18 protein-coding genes are annotated in these 19,811 nt (G+C 58.6%); 6 read left to right on the top strand and 12 right to left on the bottom strand.

What is annotated here, in order from left to right:
- Window positions 1–49: 49 nt before the first annotated feature.
- Entirely contained in the window at window positions 50–922 is an 873-nt protein-coding gene (locus BGO64_RS07080; RefSeq protein WP_039039511.1) for a virulence factor BrkB family protein, read from the bottom strand.
- Window positions 923–1,099: 177 nt separating this feature from the next.
- On the bottom strand, window positions 1,100–2,911 hold the full coding sequence (gene typA / locus BGO64_RS07075) for a translational GTPase TypA (protein ID WP_043153538.1): 1,812 nt from the start codon (window positions 2,909–2,911) through the stop codon (window positions 1,100–1,102).
- 350 nt (window positions 2,912–3,261) lie between these two features.
- On the opposite strand from typA, the gene glnA reads away from it, so the two are divergent.
- The 5 genes from glnA to add all read left to right on the top strand — a co-directional run bounded on the left by glnA (window position 3,262) and on the right by add (window position 9,146).
- Entirely contained in the window at window positions 3,262–4,671 is a 1,410-nt protein-coding gene (gene glnA, locus BGO64_RS07070) for a glutamate--ammonia ligase (RefSeq protein WP_010672526.1), read from the top strand.
- Window positions 4,672–4,863: 192 nt separating this feature from the next.
- The gene (locus BGO64_RS07065; protein ID WP_286700397.1) at window positions 4,864–5,433 is read left to right on the top strand and encodes a DUF4124 domain-containing protein; all 570 of its coding nucleotides are present in this window, start codon (window positions 4,864–4,866) and stop codon (window positions 5,431–5,433) included.
- Between the two features lie 86 nt (window positions 5,434–5,519).
- Window positions 5,520–6,575, top strand: a complete 1,056-nt coding sequence (glnL, locus tag BGO64_RS07060; RefSeq protein ID WP_010672524.1) for a nitrogen regulation protein NR(II) — start codon at window positions 5,520–5,522, stop codon at window positions 6,573–6,575.
- A gap of 9 nt (window positions 6,576–6,584) precedes the next feature.
- Window positions 6,585–8,003 (top strand): nitrogen regulation protein NR(I), encoded by a 1,419-nt coding sequence (gene glnG / locus BGO64_RS07055; protein WP_286700396.1) that lies wholly within the window; start codon window positions 6,585–6,587, stop codon window positions 8,001–8,003.
- 141 nt (window positions 8,004–8,144) lie between these two features.
- On the top strand, window positions 8,145–9,146 hold the full coding sequence (gene add / locus BGO64_RS07050) for an adenosine deaminase (RefSeq protein ID WP_124244936.1): 1,002 nt from the start codon (window positions 8,145–8,147) through the stop codon (window positions 9,144–9,146).
- A gap of 67 nt (window positions 9,147–9,213) precedes the next feature.
- On the opposite strand, the gene hemN is transcribed toward add, so the two are convergent.
- From hemN to BGO64_RS07030, 4 genes are all read right to left on the bottom strand, one after another.
- Window positions 9,214–10,587, bottom strand: coding sequence for an oxygen-independent coproporphyrinogen III oxidase (gene hemN / locus BGO64_RS07045; RefSeq protein WP_041212163.1), 1,374 nt, complete (start codon window positions 10,585–10,587; stop codon window positions 9,214–9,216).
- Window positions 10,588–10,615: 28 nt separating this feature from the next.
- Window positions 10,616–11,056: a DUF2489 domain-containing protein gene (locus BGO64_RS07040; protein WP_043153541.1), complete on the bottom strand. Its 441-nt coding sequence runs from the start codon at window positions 11,054–11,056 to the stop codon at window positions 10,616–10,618.
- A gap of 11 nt (window positions 11,057–11,067) precedes the next feature.
- Complete coding sequence (gene yihI, locus BGO64_RS07035; protein ID WP_039039515.1) at window positions 11,068–11,649, bottom strand: Der GTPase-activating protein YihI; 582 nt, start codon at window positions 11,647–11,649, stop codon at window positions 11,068–11,070.
- 800 nt (window positions 11,650–12,449) lie between these two features.
- On the bottom strand, window positions 12,450–13,067 hold the full coding sequence (locus BGO64_RS07030) for a c-type cytochrome (RefSeq protein ID WP_286700395.1): 618 nt from the start codon (window positions 13,065–13,067) through the stop codon (window positions 12,450–12,452).
- Window positions 13,068–13,210: 143 nt separating this feature from the next.
- Between BGO64_RS07030 and yihA the strand changes: the two genes are divergently transcribed.
- Complete coding sequence (gene yihA, locus BGO64_RS07025; protein ID WP_286700394.1) at window positions 13,211–13,864, top strand: ribosome biogenesis GTP-binding protein YihA/YsxC; 654 nt, start codon at window positions 13,211–13,213, stop codon at window positions 13,862–13,864.
- Between the two features lie 980 nt (window positions 13,865–14,844).
- On the opposite strand, the gene aroE is transcribed toward yihA, so the two are convergent.
- From aroE to dprA, 6 genes are all read right to left on the bottom strand, one after another.
- A complete protein-coding gene (aroE, locus tag BGO64_RS07020) occupies window positions 14,845–15,666 on the bottom strand; it encodes a shikimate dehydrogenase (protein WP_286700393.1) in 822 nt (273 codons plus the stop codon).
- Between the two features lie 103 nt (window positions 15,667–15,769).
- Window positions 15,770–16,678: an oxygen-dependent coproporphyrinogen oxidase gene (gene hemF / locus BGO64_RS07015; protein ID WP_286700392.1), complete on the bottom strand. Its 909-nt coding sequence runs from the start codon at window positions 16,676–16,678 to the stop codon at window positions 15,770–15,772.
- Window positions 16,679–16,778: 100 nt separating this feature from the next.
- The gene (gene tsaC, locus BGO64_RS07010; protein WP_039039520.1) at window positions 16,779–17,339 is read right to left on the bottom strand and encodes an L-threonylcarbamoyladenylate synthase type 1 TsaC; all 561 of its coding nucleotides are present in this window, start codon (window positions 17,337–17,339) and stop codon (window positions 16,779–16,781) included.
- A 277-nt stretch (window positions 17,340–17,616) separates the two neighbouring features.
- Window positions 17,617–18,174 (bottom strand): DNA topoisomerase family protein, encoded by a 558-nt coding sequence (locus BGO64_RS07005; RefSeq protein WP_049636717.1) that lies wholly within the window; start codon window positions 18,172–18,174, stop codon window positions 17,617–17,619.
- Window positions 18,175–18,229: 55 nt separating this feature from the next.
- Entirely contained in the window at window positions 18,230–18,703 is a 474-nt protein-coding gene (locus tag BGO64_RS07000) for a DUF494 family protein (protein ID WP_010672510.1), read from the bottom strand.
- Complete coding sequence (gene dprA / locus BGO64_RS06995; protein WP_134996691.1) at window positions 18,696–19,811, bottom strand: DNA-processing protein DprA; 1,116 nt, start codon at window positions 19,809–19,811, stop codon at window positions 18,696–18,698. The genes BGO64_RS07000 and dprA overlap by 8 nt, the downstream gene beginning before the upstream one ends.

Raw genomic sequence — 19,811 nt, 5'->3', positions numbered from 1 at the left:
CCCGGGCCAACGCCTTTGTGTCGGGATCCGGTGTGATGGCCGGCCGGCGTCAGGCCAGCTCCTCTGCACCGGGCTTCTCGTACTCCCCGAGGCAGGCGGTGGTCTCGGCCCCCAGCAACACCACCAGCCAGCTCAGATACACCCAGACGAACAGGATGGGAATGGTCGCCAGGGCGCCATAGATGGCCTGGTAGGAGGGGAAGTTGGTGATGTAGATGGCAAAGCCGCGCTTGGCCAGCTCGAACAAGGTGGCCGCCACCAGGGCACCGATGAAGGCGTGGGTCAGCCGCACGCGGCAGTTGGGCACCACGGTATAGATCAGCAGGAAGGTGAGCACGGAGAAGAGGAACGGCAGGCTGCGCAGCAGCAGATAGCCGATACCGAACAGGCTGTCAGCCGCGAACAACCTGAGCGAGAGAATGTAGGAGGAGATGGCGATGCTGGCCCCGATGAGCACGGGGCCCAGAGTCAGGATCATCCAGTACATGGCGAATGCCTGGGCCAAGGGCCGGCTTCGGGTGGACCGCCAGATGTAGTTGAGGTTCTTGTCGATGGCCGAGATGAGCATCAGGGCCACCACGATCAGGGCACCGATACCGACGGCCGTGGTGTTGGTGGCGTTGGCCACGAAACCGTCGATGTACTCCTTGAGCATCTCGCCGGCGGTGGGGACGAAGTTGTGATAGACGAACTGCTCCATCGCCTGCTTCAGGCTCTGGAACACCGGAAAGGCCGACATCATACCGAACACCACGGCGATCATGGGCACCAGGGAGAGCAGGGTGACATAGGCCAGGTAACCGGCGGTCACCGTCAATCTGTCCTGCTGGAAGCGGCCCCAGACAAACTGGGCGAAGTGGGCACCATCGTGGCGCAAGAAGGAGAGTGCATGGGCCAGACGGCCGCGGATCTGCTGCTGCATCTTGTTTCTCGTAAGCGTGATCATGCAGATATTGTGTCAGATAGGGTGGTCATTTGGCCACCCGCAGACCGGCCGGATGCGCCTCCATCGGGCTCAGGCACCATGCGCCCTCATGTCGAGCCCATAAAAAAAGAGGCCATAAGGCCTCTCTTTGGTCTGTCGATGAACAGCTATCGATCAAGCACGACCGGCGCGCTTGCGATCCATCTCGGTCAGCAGTTTCTTGCGGATACGGATGGCTTTCGGGGTGATCTCGACCAGCTCGTCGTTGTCGATGAACTCGAGAGCCTGCTCCAGGGTCATGCGGATCGGCGGAGTCAGCACCTGGGCTTCGTCGGTACCGGAGGCACGCATGTTGGTCAGCTGCTTGCCTTTCAGGCAGTTGACGGTCAGGTCGTTGGAGCGGGAGTGGATCCCGATCACCTGGCCTTCGTACACTTCGGTCGCGTGACCGATGAACAGACGACCACGATCTTGCAGACCGAACAGGGCGAAGGTCAGGGCCTTGCCGGTGGCGTTGGAGATCAGCACGCCGTTCTGACGCTCACCGATGCTGCCACCCTTGTGCGGACCGTAGTGGTCGAAGGTGTGATACAGCAGACCGGTACCAGAGGTCATGGTCAGGAACTCGGTCTGGAAGCCGATCAGGCCACGGCTCGGGATGATGAAGTCCAGACGGACGCGACCCTTGCCATCCGGGGTCATGTTGGTCATCTCGCCTTTACGCAGGCCGAGCTGCTCCATCACGGAACCCTGATGCGCTTCTTCCACGTCCACAGTAACGGTTTCGAACGGTTCTTGCAGTTCGCCATCCACGGTACGCAGGATAACTTCCGGACGGGATACCGCCAGTTCGTAACCTTCGCGACGCATGTTTTCGATCAGGATGGAGAGGTGCAGTTCACCACGGCCGGAGACGCGGAACTTGTCCGGATCTTCGGTCTCTTCCACGCGCAGGGCCACGTTGTGAACCAGCTCCTGGTTCAGACGCTCCAGAATGTTGCGGGAGGTGACGAACTTGCCTTCTTTACCGGCGAACGGCGAGGTGTTGACCTGGAAGGTCATGTTCACGGTCGGCTCGTCAACGGAGAGAGGCGGCAGGGCTTCGACGGCACTGTTGTCACAGATGGTGTCAGAGATCTTCAGCTCGCCCAGACCGGTGATGGCGATGATGTCGCCCGCTTGCGCGTCGGTCACTTCGGTACGGGACAGGCCCAGGTAGCCCAGCACCTGACCGACCTTGCCGGTACGCGGTTTGCCGTTGGCACTGACGATGGTGACCTGCTGGTTGGTCTTGACGCGACCACGAGTGATGCGGCCGATACCGATGACGCCCACGTAGGAGTTGTAGTCCAGCTGGGAGATTTGCATCTGGAAGGCACCGTCAACGTCGCCCTTCGGGGCTTCCACGTTGTCGACGATGGCCTGGAACAGGGGTTCCATGTTCTCGGACGGGACGTCCTGATCCAGGGTGGCCCAACCGTTCAGTGCAGAGGCGTAAACAACCTTGAAGTCCAGTTGCTCATCGGTGGCACCCAGGTTGTCGAACAGATCAAAGACCTGATCCATTACCCAGTCAGGACGAGCACCCGGACGGTCGATCTTGTTGATGACCACGATGGGCTTCAGACCCTGGGCGAACGCCTTCTGGGTCACGAAACGGGTCTGCGGCATCGGGCCGTCAACGGCGTCGACCAGCAGCAGCACGGAGTCAACCATGGAGAGCACGCGCTCAACTTCACCACCGAAGTCGGCGTGACCCGGGGTATCCACGATGTTGATGCGGTAGTCGTTCCAGCGGATCGCAGTGTTCTTGGCGAGAATGGTGATGCCACGTTCCCGTTCCAGATCATTGGAGTCCATGATCCGTTCCTGACCTTCGCTGGTGCGATCCAGAGTGCCGGATTGCTGCAGCAGCTTATCAACCAGAGTCGTTTTGCCGTGGTCAACGTGCGCAATAATCGCAATATTGCGTAAATTCTCTAACATTCTCGCCTCAAATCACCGGGTAAAATTGGGCGCTAATTGTACTCTCGCCTTTGTGATCTGCCTAGCAGAATTGCAACACATTCACACACAACAAAGGATCAGGATCATGGACCCCGCAGCAAAAGGCTGCTTAGATGGCCTGGATACGCTGGCGCACCATCTCGGTGCACCAAAACGATCCAAGGTTGCACCACTTTAATGCAGCAACCGGCATGAGAACGGGTTTCTCGACAGCCTGAAACGGTGCAAGTGCCCTGAAATCAAGCTGTCACAAACTTGGCACGATACTGGCTTATGTGAATGTGACGACGCATTCACCCAAAGAGTTTTAACACCGGAGGTTACTTAGCATGTCAGCCCAGAACGTTTTGGCCCTGATCCAGGAACACGAAGTCAAGTTTGTTGATCTGCGTTTTACCGACACCAAGGGTAAAGAGCAGCACGTATCCATCCCTTCCCACCAGGTTGACGAAGACTTCTTCGAAGACGGCAAGATGTTCGATGGTTCCTCCATCGGCGGCTGGAAGGGCATCAACGAGTCTGACATGGTGCTGATGCCGGACCCGGCTTCCGCCAAACTGGACCCGTTCACCGAAGAGACCACTCTGAACATCGTCTGTGACGTGCTTGAACCCGCCACCATGCAAGGCTATGACCGCGATCCGCGCTCCATCGCCAAGCGTGCCGAAGATTTCCTGAAGTCCAGCGGCATCGCTGACACCGTGCTGTTCGGGCCGGAGCCGGAATTCTTCATGTTCGACAACATCACCTTCTCCAACACCATGGGCCACAGCTTCGTGAAGATCGAATCCGAAGAAGCTGCCTGGAACTCCGGTACCGACTACGAGCACGGCAACAAGGGTCACCGTCCGTTCGTCAAGGGTGGTTACTTCCCGGTTGCCCCGGTTGACTCCTCCCAGGACATCCGTGCCGCCATGTGCCTGGTGCTGGAAGAGATGGGCCAGGTCGTCGAAGCTCACCACCACGAAGTGGCGACCGCCGGTCAGAACGAGATCGCAACCCGCTTCAACACCCTCACCCTGAAGGCTGACGAAGTACAGGTCCTGAAGTACGTGATCCACAACGTGGCCCACGCCTACAACAAGACCGTCACCTTCATGCCGAAACCCATGTTCGGTGACAACGGCTCCGGCATGCACTGCCACCAGTCCCTGGCCAAAGACGGCGTCAACCTGTTCGCAGGCGACCTGTACGGCGGTCTGTCCGAGATGGCACTGCACTACATCGGCGGCATCATCAAGCACGCCAAGGCCATCAACGCCTTCGCCAACCCGACCACCAACTCCTACAAGCGTCTGGTGCCGGGCTATGAAGCACCGGTCATGCTGGCCTACTCCGCCCGCAACCGTTCTGCCTCCATCCGTATCCCGGTCGTGCCGAGCCCGAAAGCCCGCCGCATCGAAGTACGCTTCCCGGATCCGGCTGCCAACCCGTACCTGGCCTTCGCTGCCCAGCTGATGGCCGGTCTGGACGGCATCATCAACAAGATCCATCCGGGCGATGCCATGGACAAGAACCTGTACGATCTGCCGCCGGAAGAAGCCGCTGAAGTGCCGACCGTTGCCGGTTCCCTGGACGAAGCGCTGTCCGCACTGGATGCAGACCGTGAGTTCCTGACCCGTGGTGGCGTGTTCAGCGATGACTTCATCAACTCCTACCTGGAACTGAAACAGCAGGATGTTGACCGCGTGCGCATGACCCCGCACCCGCTGGAGTTCGAGCTGTACTACTCCGTCTAATCCGCTTTCCCATGACAAACCCGCCATCTGGCGGGTTTTTTTTCATTCTGGCAACGGAAATACCGCCGAACGGGCACGATCATGCAGAAAGATGATCCCGTTCACGGAGCCGTACCACCCTCGGCTATTCACACCCCGACCCCGTGGTTTTTCTCTGATAGGATTAAGGTGAACCCCGTCAAGGAGAGATGGATGAACACTGTACCCTGGCTGCTGAGCCTCCTGCTGATGGCCTCCTGTTCCGCACAGGCCGCCCGCGTCTACTCCTGGGTCGATCCCCAGGGGGTGACCCACTACACCGATGCCCCCCCTCCCGGCAAGAGCGCAAAAGAGGTGGACCTGCGGGTCTCGCCGCTCATCGGCACAGCCCCCCACTCGGTCCAGGTGGACAACTTCAACAGCCTGACCGGTGTCGATGCCAGGAAAGCCCTGGAGGCGGCTCCCCTGGAGATCGATCTCATCTCTCCGGAACCGGGCAGTACATTGCGCGACAATACCGGCAACATCGTCTTCAAGGGCGAGATCTCTCCCCAGGTCCCGGTGCAATACGATGTTCGCCTGATCCTGAACGGCAAGGCGGTGCCCCTGGTTCACAACAGCCTGGCCATACGGGTGGAAAACCTCGATAGGGGCGCTTACGAGGCACGGCTCGAGTTGCTCGCCAAAGACGGTACGATCCTTGCTAAATCTAAGCCAACCACCTTTTACCTGCACAGGGCGTCGGTGAATCAGGCTCCCAGAGCCGCCCCCAAGGCCAATTAGGGGTGATGTGACGCACCGATGCGGGTAAACTTGATGCACTATATTGGTGCATTCTAGGTGTACAGCACCGTTTTAGGGAGAAACCTGTGCCAACCCGCTCGGACAACGCCAAGACACTCTTGGACAACCTGCTGACCGCCGTCATTCTCATGGATGAACGTCTCTGCATTCAATTCGTCAACCCGGCGGCAGAGCAGCTGCTTTCCCTCAGCGAACGACGGCTGATCGGCATCGAACTGCCCCACCTGCTGGAACACATCTCTCTCGATCTGCAGCGTTTCAAACAGTGCCTCATTTCGGGGCAGGGCTTCACCGACAGCGAAGTCACCCTGGTGGTGGAGGGGGAGCCCAGGCTGGTGGAGATCAGCGTCAGTCCCATGGCCGATCATGAACAGCGACTGATGGTGGTAGAACTGCGCAAGATCGATCAGCAGAAGAAGATCAGCCAGGAGCTGCAGCAACACGCCCAGCAGCAGGCCGCCAAGGAGCTGGTGCGCGGCCTGGCGCACGAGATCAAGAACCCCCTGGGGGGATTGCGCGGCGCGGCCCAACTGCTGCAAAAGGAGTTGCCCGACCCGGCCTTGCGTGAATACACCGGCATCATCATCGAGCAGGCCGATCGCCTGCGGGTGCTGGTCGACAGGTTGCTCGGCCCCCAGCGTCCCGGCCGTCACCAGATGCACAATGTTCACTCAGTGCTGGAACAGGTGCGCCGTCTGGTGGACCTGGAGCTGCCGCCGCAGATCCGCATCGAGCGGGACTACGACCCCAGCATCCCCGAATTCGAGATGGAATCGGACCAGCTGCAACAGGCGTTCCTGAACATAGTGCGCAACGCCGCCGAGGCCCTTGGGGATCAGGACGGCCTCATCCGCATCAAGACGCGCACCGCCTTCCAGATCACCATCCATGGCCAGCGCTATCGCCTGGCGGCCGAAATCAAGATCATCGACAACGGCCCCGGCATTCCCGACGCCATTCGCGACACCCTCTTCTACCCCATGATCACCGGCAAGGAAGGGGGAACGGGCCTGGGCCTCTCTATCGCCCAAAACCTGATCGATCAGCACAAGGGTCGCATCGACTGCATCAGCTGGCCGGGCCACACCGAATTCACCATTTATCTACCACTTCGCAAATAAGGGAACCTCATGACAGCAAAAGTGTGGATCGTCGATGACGACAGCTCCATCCGGTGGGTTCTGGAGCGCACCCTTGGCAGCGAAGGCTTCGAATGCGAAAGTTTCGCCGACGGCGAAGCTCTGCTGAGTTCACTGGAGATGCGCTCACCGGACGTGATCCTCTCGGATATCCGCATGCCGGGCATCGACGGCCTGAGCCTGCTGGAGCAGATCCATCGCCGCCAGGCCGATCTGCCCATCATCATCATGACGGCCCACTCGGACCTCGACAGCGCGGTCAACGCCTACCAGCGCGGTGCCTTCGAATACCTGCCCAAGCCGTTCGACATCGACGAGGCGGTCACCCTGGTACGCCGGGCCGAGAACCACCTCAAGGAGCAACGTACCAAGCGCAAGGCTCGCCAACAGGAAGCCACCACCACCCCGGAGATCATCGGCGAAGCCCCTGCCATGCAGGAGGTGTTCCGCGCCATCGGCCGGCTGTCGCGCTCCAGCATCTCGGTGCTCATCAACGGTCAAAGCGGTACCGGCAAGGAGCTGGTTGCCCATGCCCTGCACAAGCACAGCCCCCGGGCCCACAAGAACTTCATCGCCCTCAACATGGCGGCCATCCCGAAAGATCTCATCGAATCCGAGCTGTTCGGTCATGAGAAGGGAGCCTTCACCGGCGCCAACAACATTCGTCACGGCCGCTTCGAACAGGCCGATGGTGGCACCCTGTTTCTCGACGAAATAGGCGACATGCCGCTGGACGTGCAAACACGGTTGCTGCGGGTACTGGCGGACGGGCAGTTCTACCGGGTTGGCGGCCACCAACCGGTGCAGGTGGATGTGCGGATCATTGCCGCCACCCACCAGAATCTGGAGAAGCGGGTCGCCGACGGCGAGTTTCGGGAAGACCTGTTCCACCGCCTCAACGTCATCCGCATCCATATTCCGGCCCTCAAGGAGCGCCGGGAGGACATCCCCCAGCTGGCCCAGCACTTCCTGCTGCGAGCCGCCAAGGAGCTGAACGTGGAGGCCAAGAGCCTGCACCCGGATACCCAGACCTACATCAGCCGCCTGCCCTGGCCGGGCAACGTGCGCCAGCTGGAGAACGTCTGCCGCTGGCTGACGGTGATGGCCTCGGGCCAGGAGGTGCTGGTAGGCGATCTGCCCACCGAGCTGCTGACTCCCATCACCAGCACCGCCGAGCCGGGCCAGTCCGCCCTGACCGGTGGCTGGCAGCAGCAGTTGCAGGACTGGGTGGCCGCCAAGCTGGCCCTGGGGGAGACCGATATCCTGGCGGATGCCATGCCCCAGTTCGAACGGATCATGCTGGAGACGGCACTGGATCACACCCACGGTCACAAGCAGGAGGCTGCCCGCCTGCTCGGCTGGGGCCGCAATACCCTGACCCGCAAGCTCAAGGAGCTCGACATTCCCTGAGCCTGCGGGAAAAACGATTCCCATCACGCCTTGAGGGAAAGCCTGACCAATCACACCCCGTTTGCTTGCAAACGGGGTATCTTTTTCAGGCGCCCCGCCTAGAATGGCAGGCTTTCCAACCCGACTCGCAGAAGGTGCCCCATGATTGACAGATCCCTCCCCCTGACCGACCTGCATCGCCATCTGGATGGCAACATCCGCCCGCAGACCATTCTCGAGCTGGGACGTCAGCACAACATCCGACTGCCAGCCGATGAACTGGAGGCCCTGCGCCCGCACGTGCAGATCGTCGAGAACGAGCCGAGTCTGGTGGCCTTCCTGAAGAAACTGGACTGGGGCGTGGCCGTGCTGGCCGACTACGATGCCTGCCGCCGGGTCGCCTACGAAAACGTGGAAGATCTGCTGCGTGCCGGGATCGACTATGCCGAGCTGCGTTTCAGCCCGGCCTACATGGCGATGACCCACAAACTGCACCCGCAGGGTGTGGTCGAAGCCATCATCGACGGCGTGGCCGCAGGCAGCCGTGACTTCGGCATCAAGACCAATCTCATCGGCATCATGAGCCGTACCTTCGGCACCGAGCAGTGCAAGCAGGAGCTGGATGCCTGTCTGGCTCATCGCGATCGCCTGGTCGCCATCGATCTGGCCGGCGACGAACTGGGCTTCCCGGGCGAACTCTTCACCGACCACTTCCGCCGGGTGCGGGATGCAGGCATGCGGGTCACCGTGCACGCCGGTGAAGCCGCCGGCCCCGAGAGCATGTGGCAGGCCATTCGCGAGCTGGGAGCCGAGCGCATCGGCCACGGTGTCAAGGCCATCCAGGATCCGGCCCTGATGGCCTATCTGGCCGAACACCGCATCGGCATCGAGTCCTGCCTCACCTCCAACCTCCAGACCACCACGGTGGCGAGTCTGCCCGATCACCCGATCCGCCAGTTCCTGGCAGCCGGCGTGCTGGCCTGCCTCAATACCGACGATCCGGCGGTGGAGGGGATCGACCTGCCCCATGAATACGAGGTGGCGGCCCCTGCTGCCGGCATGACGGTGAGCGAGATCCGCACCGCCCAGCAGAACGGCCTGACCCTGGCCTTCCTGAGCGAAGCCGAGAAGGCCGAGCTGAGTGCCCGCGCGGCTCAACGCTGAGCAGGGGTAAAACCCAATAAAAAACCGCCGAAAGGCGGTTTTTTATTGTCCAACGACATTGCCCGGCCTAGATCACCCGGGAGAACTGCTGCTGGCGTGCCTTGTTGCGCAGGTAGACATCGAAGCACATGCAGATGTTGCGGATCAGCAGCTGACCGGTGGAGACCACCTCCAGCCCCTCTTCGGTCATGCGCACCAGGCCGTCATCGATGAAGGTCTGCAACAGCTTGAGATCCTCGGCAAAATACTCCTTGAACACCAGACCGTGGGCCTGCTCGACGGCAGCGAAGTTCAGGGAAAAATCGCAGATGAGGCGCTTGATCACCTCACGGCGGATCAGATCGTCCCGATTGAGGGAGCACCCCTTCCACTGGGCATGGCCCAGTGACTCGACCTGGGCGTAGTAGGTTTTGAGATCCTTCTGGTTCTGGGAATAGGCATCCCCCATCATGCTGATGGAAGAGACCCCCAGCCCCAGCAGATCGCAATCCCCCTGGGTGGTATAGCCCTGGAAGTTGCGATGCAGCTTGCCCTCGCGCTGGGCGACGGCCAGCTCGTCATCGGGCTTGGCAAAGTGGTCCATGCCGATGAACTGATAACCCTGGCCGGTCAGGAAGGCAATGGTGTCCTGCAGCATGGCCAGCTTCTCCTGCGGCGCCGGCATGTCCGCTTCTTTCAGCTTGTGCTGGGCGGCAAAACGGCTCGGCAGGTGGGCATAGTTGAAGATGGAGAGGCGAGCCGGGTCGGTCTTGAGCACCTCTTCCAGGGTGTGATGGAAGCTCTCCCGGTTCTGGTGCGGCAGACCGTAGATGAGATCCAGATTGGTGGAGCGGAACCCCAACTCGCGGGCACGGACCAGCATGGCGCGGATGAAGTCGTTGTCCTGCTCCCGATTGACCGCGACCTGGACCGCCTTGTTGAAGTCCTGAACGCCAAGGCTGATGCGGTTGAAACCGAGCTCCCGCAGCACATCCAGCATGGACAATTCGATCTCGCGGGGATCCACCTCGATGCTGATCTCCCCCTCCTCGGCGAAGTGGAAGTGCTCCCGCAACATGGCCATCAGGCGACGAGTCTGGGGTTCGCTCAGATAGGTGGGTGTGCCGCCACCCCAGTGCAGCTGGGTGACCAGTCTCTCCTTGAACAGGGGGGCCTGGGCCTTGATCTCCTGTTCGAGGTAGTCGAGGTATTGATCTGCCTTGTGCTGGTGCCGGGTAATGACCTTGTTGCAACCGCAGTAGTAGCAGAGCTTGTGACAGAAGGGGATATGCACGTAGAGCGACAGATTGCGTGCAGGATACTGGCCCGCTGCCTGGACAAAGTCCGGATAGCCGAACCCCTCGTTGAACTCCAGCGCAGTGGGATAGGAGGTGTAACGCGGACCACTGTAGTTGTATTTTTCGATCAGGGCCTGATCCCACACAATCTGTTCTGCTTGCACGCTTGCTTCCTCTGTCTTTGTTATGGGCTCACCGGCTTAACTGAAAATCCTTCAGTCTGGCGACATCCTCAAGGATCTGCGCCTCCAGCTCGGCCTCGTAGCCGCTGCGTTCGAGATCCATCTTCATCACTTCATTGCGCTTGAGTGCCCGCCTCGCCTCATGGGTCGGCATCTCCTTCACCTTCTCATAGAGGCCGTAGAGCCCCGGGAACTCGGTGGCAAAGGCGCGGCCCCCCTTTATTTGCAAGGCATCCAGCAGATTGGTCAGCCGGATGGCACCTTCTGAGTAGTCGCACTGACCATCTCGTACCGCGTGGGCGATCACCCTGACACTCTCCAGGATCCGCTCGTTGCGGGCCGTAATGGCGTGCTGCTGCATCTCTTGCTGGCGTTTGAGACGCGCCATCAGGGTGCCGGCATAGACGGCCAGCCCCAGCAAAATCAGGCCACCCAACAGGGCGGCCAGCATCCATCCACTCATCACTTTTTCTTCGGCTCGGGTTTGGCTTCAGGCTGGTAGTCTGCCTGAGAGAAACGCTCCCACAGCTCCTCTTCGGAGGCAGGCTGACTCGGCTCGTCAAAATCGGCATCATCAAAATCCATGTCGCCATCTTCGTCATCGTCGTTGTCGATGATGCCGAGCTCGTCCATCAGCTCCTGATAACGGTCAACCCGCTGATCGACCCATGCCTGCTCTGCGGCCTCCAGGGTTTCACCGGCATCCAGACGATCCAGCAAGGCATTGAGGCGATCATCATTTTCGATGGACGCAAGCTCCTGCTCGGGGGTCATCACCACCCGCTTCTCTTTCGCAGGCTTGGTCGCCACCGGCTTGCTGCCCTTCTCGTCGGCAATCAGCGCGATGGGCTTGCGAGAGCCGATGCGTGGATCCTTGGCCTGCTTGGAGCCGCTCTTTTTGCCCGCCTGCTCGACCTGTTGGCGGGAGCCCGCCTTCAGGCCCTTGCGCTTGGCGGCGCGCTTGCGCTCACGACCTTCCTGGGCACTGGCATCTGATTCTTTGCGCTTGCCGGTAGGCTTGCGGTTGGGTTGTTTGGCCGACATGAATGACTCCGACAAATAACTGAATGGAAACCCCCGGAGCGTGTCGTCCGGGGAGGATGCTGAAGCGGGGAACAGTAAATATGGAACAAGAGTGGGATCCCGCACCAATTCGACCACTTTGGGTCGCTGAACACCGCAGGATCGGCATCCTCTGGGCATGTTGCTGGTATTTTGACACAGAATGTCTTGGCGGGTTAATGACCCAATAGAAAAAAGGCAGCCGAAGCTGCCTTTTTCCATCATGCGAGTGCCATTCCCTGGTAGCCAATCGCCTTATCCCTGGGCGAACCACGGCGCATCATTTCGTTGGATCATCCTGATCCTTATTGACCAGTCCTGAGTGTGCGTGTGTTTGTTTGTCTAACCCAAACCGGCGACATCCTGCCTCCCATCGGGGTGGTTGCCTCCCGCAGCCCCGCTCATCCTTGGCGGTCACCATCCTGGCTTTTTGCATCTGTTGCTCATCGCATGCTCCGAGCCGACATCCTGTCAAACCGAAAACGGGTCTTGCCCCCTCTCTCCGGCCAATCCTGATTGCCTACTGTAACTTCTTCGCTGGATGACTCAATCAACCAAAGCACATTTCGAACTGGTACAAAGTGATGTTCTATTTCTTAATTCATTGAAAAACAAAACATAAAAAAATGTATGTGAGCAATTTTTCAGACACAACCAGCCCCGTATATAGAAGATCTCTTACAGCAATGCAGGCTGTTTACGGGCGATCGCGACAACCTCAAAAAAGAACAGGGAACACAATGGTTCCCTGTTCTTTTCAACAAGATAACTAACAGGCTATATCAGTGAAGTCCCGCCACATACTTGGAGAGCGCCTCGATGTCCTGATCCGTCAGCTTCTTGGCCACATCCCGCATCATGCCATTGGGATCGTTGTCGCGGGTCGCCGAACGAAAAGCGGTGAGCTGGGCCTTGATATAGGCGGGATGCTGCCCTGACAGGCTGGGGTACTTCGCTTGCTCGACGCCGGAACCCCGTGGGCCATGACAGGCGGTACAGGCGGCCAGGCCTCGCCCTATGTCTCCCCCCATATAAAGCGCCTTGCCTGCGGCAACCACCTCATCGGGCACGGCAACCGGCGTCACCTTCTGGCTGGAGAAATAGGCGGCAAGATCGTCCATATCCTGCTCGGACAACGGCAACGCCATGGGTCCCATGACGGGCGCAACCCGACCAGTTTGGCCAGAAGCTGCAGCCTTCAGTTCAACTAATTGTTTTTTGATATATGATGCGTGCTGACCAGCAATCTTGGGATACATGTCGACTGGGCTGTTGCCGTCCGGTCCATGACAGGCCGCACAGACGGCAGCCTTGGTTTGTCCCGCAGCGGCATCGCCCTTGGCTTGTGCCATCCCAGTTACGCCAACCATCAGAGCAAGTGTAATGACTAGGTTCTTCATGGCGTTCCAACTTTCTCGTTATTAGGCTTCCAGATCCCATGCCGCTGAAGGCATGTTAAAATAAACGCGTTCAAGCGACGCCATTTTACACTATTTCACAAAAAAGTAACTCTATAACCCTCTATCTCTATGGGGAATTTACGTTGGATACACAAACTCTGAATTTCAATAAGGTGCATTTTGTGACCAGCGCACCCGACATCCGCCACCTGCCAAATGATGGGGGTGTCGAGATTGCGTTTGCCGGTCGTTCCAACGCTGGCAAATCGTCTGCATTGAATACCTTGACCAAACACAAGAACCTGGCGCGTACCAGTAAGACCCCTGGCCGTACTCAGCTGATCAACCTGTTTGAGCTGGAACCGGGCAAACGCCTGGTTGACTTGCCTGGCTATGGATATGCCCAGGTTCCGCTGGAAATGAAGCTCAAGTGGCAAAAGTCACTGGCTGAATACCTGCAGCGACGGGAGTCCCTGAAAGGGCTGGTAATCCTGATGGACATCCGCCATCCGCTCAAGGAAACCGACATGAACATGCTGGAATGGAGTTCACACCGTGAGCTGCCGGTGATGCTGTTGCTGACCAAGGCGGACAAGTTAAGCCCGGGGCCCCGCAACAACCAGGTGATCAAGGTTCGTCAGGCGGTGGCAGAACTGGGCCCGCAGATCCAGGTTGAAGCATTCTCTTCTCTGACCAATATCGGCGTCGAGAAGCTGGCCCAGACCCTGAGCGGCTGGTACCTGTCCGAAGCAGACAACGCCCAGGCAAACGACGAAGATCATCAGAACGAGGAATAAACGACTCCTCTCCCTGGCTGCAATTGGCGGAGTTGGACCTCCGCTGATTGAAAGGCTTTCATGATCCCCCCATCTCCGAGCCCTTCCTCCCCGCCTTCGCCATCTCTGAAGAATAACCTCAAAAAATATATTTAAATCATACTGATAGCATATTTCGACGCGAAAAGAATTAACTAATCATCAACATGATACCGTTTTCATGGATATCGAGTAAAAAATCAGAATTGAAGGCTGTAACAAACGAAACTGAAATTTAATTACACGATGAGGCAATATAGGGATAAAAATGAGGCCGGTCTTGCCATTGCAAACCGGCCTGAAGAAAAGAGTTCAAAAATTTGGGAAAAAGCGAGTTCTCGAGAACAAAGACGATTGGTTTTTCTCAAGAAACGCCTTCATTCTAACAAAGAACGGCAACGATTAAAGCATTTACTCTAAATGTTGCGCATAAAAAAACGCCCCGACGATGACTCATCGGGGCTGCTATTCAGCCACATTCAATTACGTGAAATAAAAGGTCTGAAAGATAGAACATCTTACCTCTGTACCCTACGCCGACAACTGTACAGCAAAGCAGCAGAAAGTGAAAGTAATTTATGTAATTTAGTTTCAAAGATAGGGAAGGAAAAAAATATTCATAATTTTCATGCAGATAAAAAAATCCCCAGTACGAATACCGGGGAGTTATAAAGGTGACTAGCTAGCACTTCCTCAACTATCCAGTTAGTCAGCAGTCCGTTACAGAAGTTCCGCTGCTTTGAGAAAAAACTCAAAAAAATTCTGCGAGTGACGGCAAAGTAAAAGTAACTTATTGTTATGCAATGGTTTTATAAAAATGTTACCTGTTCTGCCACACACCCACCGCAGAACGACCGTTTCACATCACACGTGCCGTGCCGCATCACGAGGGAGCCCTTATCCAGAGATGCAGAATCTCTACATCAGACCTGCCGACAGCCCAATAGAACGCACAAGCTGGTTCACACGACGCCCAGATTGCGCTGCAACTCTCTCAATACCTGCTTGGTGCCGGGCCGGATCCCTCGCCATACGGTAAAGGCCTCAGCAGCCTGCTCGACCAGCATGCCCAATCCATCCATGGTATGGCGCGCGCCATGTTGTTTGGCCCAGCCGATGAAGGCTGTATCCGTTGCGCCATACATCATGTCGTAGATCGCGATGTCCGGGTGGATGAGGGTTGGCGCCAAAGGTGGCAACTCTCCTTGCAGACTCGCTGAGGTGGAATTGATGATGAGATCGAACGGCCCCACCAGCTGTTCATAGGGTTGAGCAGTGATGCTGCCCAGATCCCTGAACTCCACAGCCAGCTGTTCCGCCTTGGCATGGGTACGGTTGACCACGACGATCTCGCCCGGCGCTTCCGCCAGCAGGGGGGCCAGGGCACCACGAGCTGCGCCACCGGCCCCCAGAAGCAGGATCCTGCTACCGGCAAGGTTCACTCCGTGAGCCTTGAGATCGGCGACCAGCCCGGCGCCGTCGGTATTGTCACCCAGCAGCACACCATCATCAGTCAGTTTGATGGTGTTGACCGCTCCCGCCCGCTTGGCCCTGGGGCTCAGCCGCTCCACCAGCACGAAGGCTTGCTCCTTGAAAGGCACGGTCACGTTGCACCCCTTCCCTCCTTCGGCGAAGAAGTGGTTCAGAGCGCTGGCAAACTCATCGACTGCAGGTTCTGCCAGACCATACTCCAGCGCTTGCTGGGTCTGCCTGGCAAACAGGGTATGAATGAAGGGAGATTTGCTGTGGCGCACGGGGTGGCCAAAAACCAGATAACGATCCATCAAGGCGTTCCTTTTGAGAGCAATATCCCGATTTAACGGGTTTTCTCATGAAGGAACAAGCCGAATATCGGCCAATAAGAAGAGGCCATCATGGCCCCTCTGGTCACAGCCACTCGCGCGGTTTGAGGTAGTCGCTGTGGAGCAATGCCTCCGGGCTGCCAGCCTCCGGCTGCCAGTCGTACTCCCAGCGCGCCAGCGGCGGCATCGACATCAGAATGGATTCGGTGCGCCCCCCCGTCTGCAGTCCGAACAGGGTCCCGCGGTCGTAGACCAGATTGAATTCCACGTAGCGGCCACGGCGATAAAGCTGGAATGCCCGTTCCCGCTCCCCATAAGCAAGCTCCTTGCGTCGCTCGACAATCGGCAAGTAGGCCGCCAGGTAACCCTCACCCACTGCACGCATGAAGGCAAAGCAGTCGGCAAATGGCCAGCGGTTCAGGTCATCGAAGAAAAGACCACCCACCCCGCGCGTCTCGCCCCGATGCTTGAGGAAGAAGTAACGATCGCACCAGGATTTGAACTCGGGATAAATGTCGGTGCCGAACGGCTGACAGAGCTCATGGGAGACTTGGTGCCAATGCCTCACGTCCTCTTCGAACGGATAGAAGGGCGTCAGGTCGAAGCCGCCACCAAACCACCAGATCGGCTCCTCCCCCTCTTTCTCGGCGATGAAGAACCGCACATTCGCATGGCTGGTCGGTACATAGGGATTATGCGGGTGGATCACCAGCGATACCCCCATGGCCTCAAACCTGCGGCCAGCCAGTTCAGGACGATGTGCGGTCGCGGATGCCGGCATGGCATCGCCATAGACATGGGAGAAGTTGACCCCACCTTGCTCGATCACCGCCCCCTGACGCAGCACACGTGTTCTACCGCCACCACCACCTTCGCGACTCCAGGCATCTTCCACAAAGCGCCCGCATCCATCGGCCTGCTCCAGGCCACGGCAGATATCATCCTGCAATTGCAGCAGGAAGGCTTTTACCTGGGCCACATCCGGTTTGCTCATTTTATCTCCTGTCAGACAGGCATCATGCATGCACTGCCTGCACTTCTCGTATTGTCATGACCTCATCGCACAACCTGCATGAAACAGGGTCGTGCCCAACTCAGGATGGGCGAATGATGGCCCCGGTGCGGGCGTCCTTGATTTCGGACGGGTTGGCTTGCCCCCCGACTTCGCCGGGCAGAATGTAAGCCAGCTGGCTTGCCAGCAGATCGCCAATATCAGCCACCCGGCGAGCGGGTTCCTCACCGGTGAGATTGGCACTGGTGGACACCAGCGGTTTGCCAAATGCCCGGCAAAGCCCTTGCACCTGGGGATGGCCTGTGACCCGCACCGCCAGGGTCTCGAACTGACCGGTCAACCAGGACGGCGTCGTCGCGCGAGCGGGCATGATCCAGGTGAAGGGACCAGGCCAGCTCGCCTGCACGCGAGCAAGCTGCTCATCGCTGAGCTGGCTCAGGTCGATGTAGTCCTGCAATTGCGCCAGATCTGCCGCGATCAGGATCAATCCCTTCTCCACCGGCCGCTGCTTGATGGCCAGCAGCCGCTGCACGGCGGCTTCGGAATCAGGATCACACCCCAGACCAAACACGGCTTCGGTGGCATAGGCGATAACCCCTTCTCCTTGAAGGGCGGCAACCGCTTGTTCAAATTCATTTGGCATAAGCACATGCGACAGCCACGCTGCCGCCTCTCATCACTGGATTGTATGTTGAACCGACATGACGGCATCGGGGCCATCACTGCTGCGATATGGGCTATATCCCTGCTCCTCTTCAGTCATGCATTTCGGTTCAACGCTTGAGTGCATCAGTGAACCGAGCAACCGCAGGGAGCTTGAGATGGCGACCAGGTCAGGATCAGGGCAAGTTGGGCGATGTGCATCGGCTCACAACCTCACGCTGACCAGCAATCCGCCTGCCTGATCATGGGCGGCGAGATTATACCCGCTCAATCTGGTGGGAGCATTTCTTTTGCGGGCAGACCCAGCGCAGGTTTCCCCGCACCTTCTTCTCGATCATGATGCCCCAGCCACACTCGGGACAGGGCATGGGAACCGGCTTGTCATTCACCACATACTTGCAGTTAGGATAGGCGTCACACGAGTAGAACTGTTTGCCATAACGGGACGTGCGGCTCACCAGATGACCTTTGCCACACTCCGGGCAGAGGATTTGGGTATCGTCACTCTCCTGAAGGGATTCGATATGCTGACAGGCCGGGTACTGGGTACATCCCACAAACAGACCGTAACGACCCTTCTTGATGGCCAGTGGATGGCCACAATCCGGACAGGACGACCCCTCGAGCACTTTCTCTATATCGCGGCCAGAGGGGGTGAGGGAGCGAATGTAATCGCAAGCGGGATAGGCTGAACAACCAAGGAAGGGACCGTGTTTGCCCTGGCGGATCACCAGTTCAGCACCACACTGCGGGCACGGCTCGCGCTCGAAGGCATGTTCGTGGGCAGAGAAGAGGTGGTGATCGATCTTTGACATGGGCCGCGCCTTGAAATCCAGATGGCCTGAATTCTACCAGCGCGGCACCGGGCTGTCAGTGGATGACGCCGTCCGACTCGTCAAACACCAGCTCTTCCATCTGCTGGTAGGCGTTTTCGCTGCCTGGCACATTGAACAGCACCATCATGACGACCCACTTCAGATCGTCCAGCTCGATGTCCGGCTTGTCCAGCTCGAGCAACCGTTCGATGCAGATTTCACGGGTTTCGGCATTCAGCACTTGCGCCTGCTCCAGGAACAGCAGGAAACCGCGACATTCAGTACTGAGGCGAACAAGCTCCTGCGGCGCATAGATCCGCATAGAGCCCTGCTGGCTTGCGGTGACATAGACTTCCCGCTCGCTGTCGTGCAGGTTGGCCAGTCGCTCCAGCCAGTTGAGCGCTTTCTCGATCTCGTCCTTGTCGAAACCGGCCCGGCTCAGTTCGTCGGTGAGTTCATCCTGCTCGACCATCACATCTGCATCGCTGTGGATGTAGGTCTCGAAAAGGTACATCAATACATCAAACATGATTCGCCCTCCTCGCTCTGACGTATCCACCGGCTACCGCCATCACTGCACCAACCAGCTCCAGCTCTACCAACCTGCCCAGTACGACATCGACAGGAAGCCGGGCCCGTTCGGCAACGGTATCCACGCTCGTGGTCTCATAATCTACGTTATCCAACAAATCGGCATAAGGCAATTCGCTATTATGCTGCGCCTCGGAAGAACCGTTGGCGGGTCCGGGGGGCAAGACCAGCCTTGGAAACTCTTCCAGGATATCGGCGGCATTCAAGACCAGCTTGGCACCCTGTTGAAGCAGACGGTTGCACCCTGCTGCCTGTGCATTTTGCGGGGCGCCGGGAACGGCAAAGACCTCGCGGCCCTGCTCCAGCGCATAACGGGCCGTGATGAGCGAACCACTCTGTTCTGCCGCTTCCACCACCAGTGTCCCCAGCGACAGACCACTGATGATACGGTTGCGGCGAGGGAAGTGTTCAGCCAGGGGGCCTTGCTGGGGCGCCAACTCGGAGACAAGCAGACCTTCCTGCTCGAGGATCTGCATCGCCAACCCCTGATGACGCTTGGGGTAGAGACAATCCAGACCGGATCCCAGCACCGCCAGGGTGATTCCGCCCGATGCCAGCGCCTGCTGATGGCAGACTCCATCGATGCCCAACGCGAGGCCGGAGGTGATCGCCAGACCACAGCCCACCAACTCGGCACACAAGCGTGTCGCATTGTCTTTGCCGGCATAGGTGGGATGGCGGGTACCCACCATCGCCAACTGTGGCAGGGAGAGGGATGAGACGTTCCCGCGGCAGTAGAGCAAGAGCGGGGCGCCGGGGATCTCTTTGAGCAGGGCAGGATATGCGGGGTCATCGGGACAGAGGAGGTGATTGCCGGGCTCGGCGGCCCAGCTCAATCCCTGCTCCACGACAGGAAGAGGCCATCTCATCTGCTGAATCTGGGCACTCTGCAGACCAAGAACTCGCAGGGCGCCATCATCTGAGTCAAACAGAGTTGTGATGTCACCACCCACATGAGCCAGCAGGCGAGCGGCGGTGACCGGGCCTATGCCTGTAACGGCATCCAGCGTCAGCCATAGCGACAACCGCTCCAGTGGCAAGGACAC

Source organism: Aeromonas sp. 62-46 (assembly GCF_001898585.1).
GTDB classification, from domain to species: domain Bacteria; phylum Pseudomonadota; class Gammaproteobacteria; order Enterobacterales; family Aeromonadaceae; genus Aeromonas; species Aeromonas caviae.
The sequence above is the reverse complement of the archived record's forward strand: the minus strand, read 5'-3'. Positions and strand labels throughout refer to the sequence as shown.

Coding starts and splice junctions, on each gene's coding strand:
- glnG (WP_286700396.1), top strand. CDS start 6,585: ATGACAGCAAAAGTGTGGATCGTCGATGACGACAGCTCCATCCGGTGG.
- glnA (WP_010672526.1), top strand. CDS start 3,262: ATGTCAGCCCAGAACGTTTTGGCCCTGATCCAGGAACACGAAGTCAAG.
- BGO64_RS07030 (WP_286700395.1), bottom strand. CDS start 13,067: ATGAAGAACCTAGTCATTACACTTGCTCTGATGGTTGGCGTAACTGGG.
- typA (WP_043153538.1), bottom strand. CDS start 2,911: ATGTTAGAGAATTTACGCAATATTGCGATTATTGCGCACGTTGACCAC.
- BGO64_RS07005 (WP_049636717.1), bottom strand. CDS start 18,174: ATGTCAAAGATCGATCACCACCTCTTCTCTGCCCACGAACATGCCTTC.
- BGO64_RS07040 (WP_043153541.1), bottom strand. CDS start 11,056: ATGCTGGCCGCCCTGTTGGGTGGCCTGATTTTGCTGGGGCTGGCCGTC.
- yihI (WP_039039515.1), bottom strand. CDS start 11,649: ATGTCGGCCAAACAACCCAACCGCAAGCCTACCGGCAAGCGCAAAGAA.
- add (WP_124244936.1), top strand. CDS start 8,145: ATGATTGACAGATCCCTCCCCCTGACCGACCTGCATCGCCATCTGGAT.
- BGO64_RS07080 (WP_039039511.1), bottom strand. CDS start 922: ATGCAGCAGCAGATCCGCGGCCGTCTGGCCCATGCACTCTCCTTCTTG.
- aroE (WP_286700393.1), bottom strand. CDS start 15,666: ATGGATCGTTATCTGGTTTTTGGCCACCCCGTGCGCCACAGCAAATCT.
- BGO64_RS07000 (WP_010672510.1), bottom strand. CDS start 18,703: ATGTTTGATGTATTGATGTACCTTTTCGAGACCTACATCCACAGCGAT.
- hemF (WP_286700392.1), bottom strand. CDS start 16,678: ATGAGCAAACCGGATGTGGCCCAGGTAAAAGCCTTCCTGCTGCAATTG.
- tsaC (WP_039039520.1), bottom strand. CDS start 17,339: ATGCCAAATGAATTTGAACAAGCGGTTGCCGCCCTTCAAGGAGAAGGG.
- BGO64_RS07065 (WP_286700397.1), top strand. CDS start 4,864: ATGAACACTGTACCCTGGCTGCTGAGCCTCCTGCTGATGGCCTCCTGT.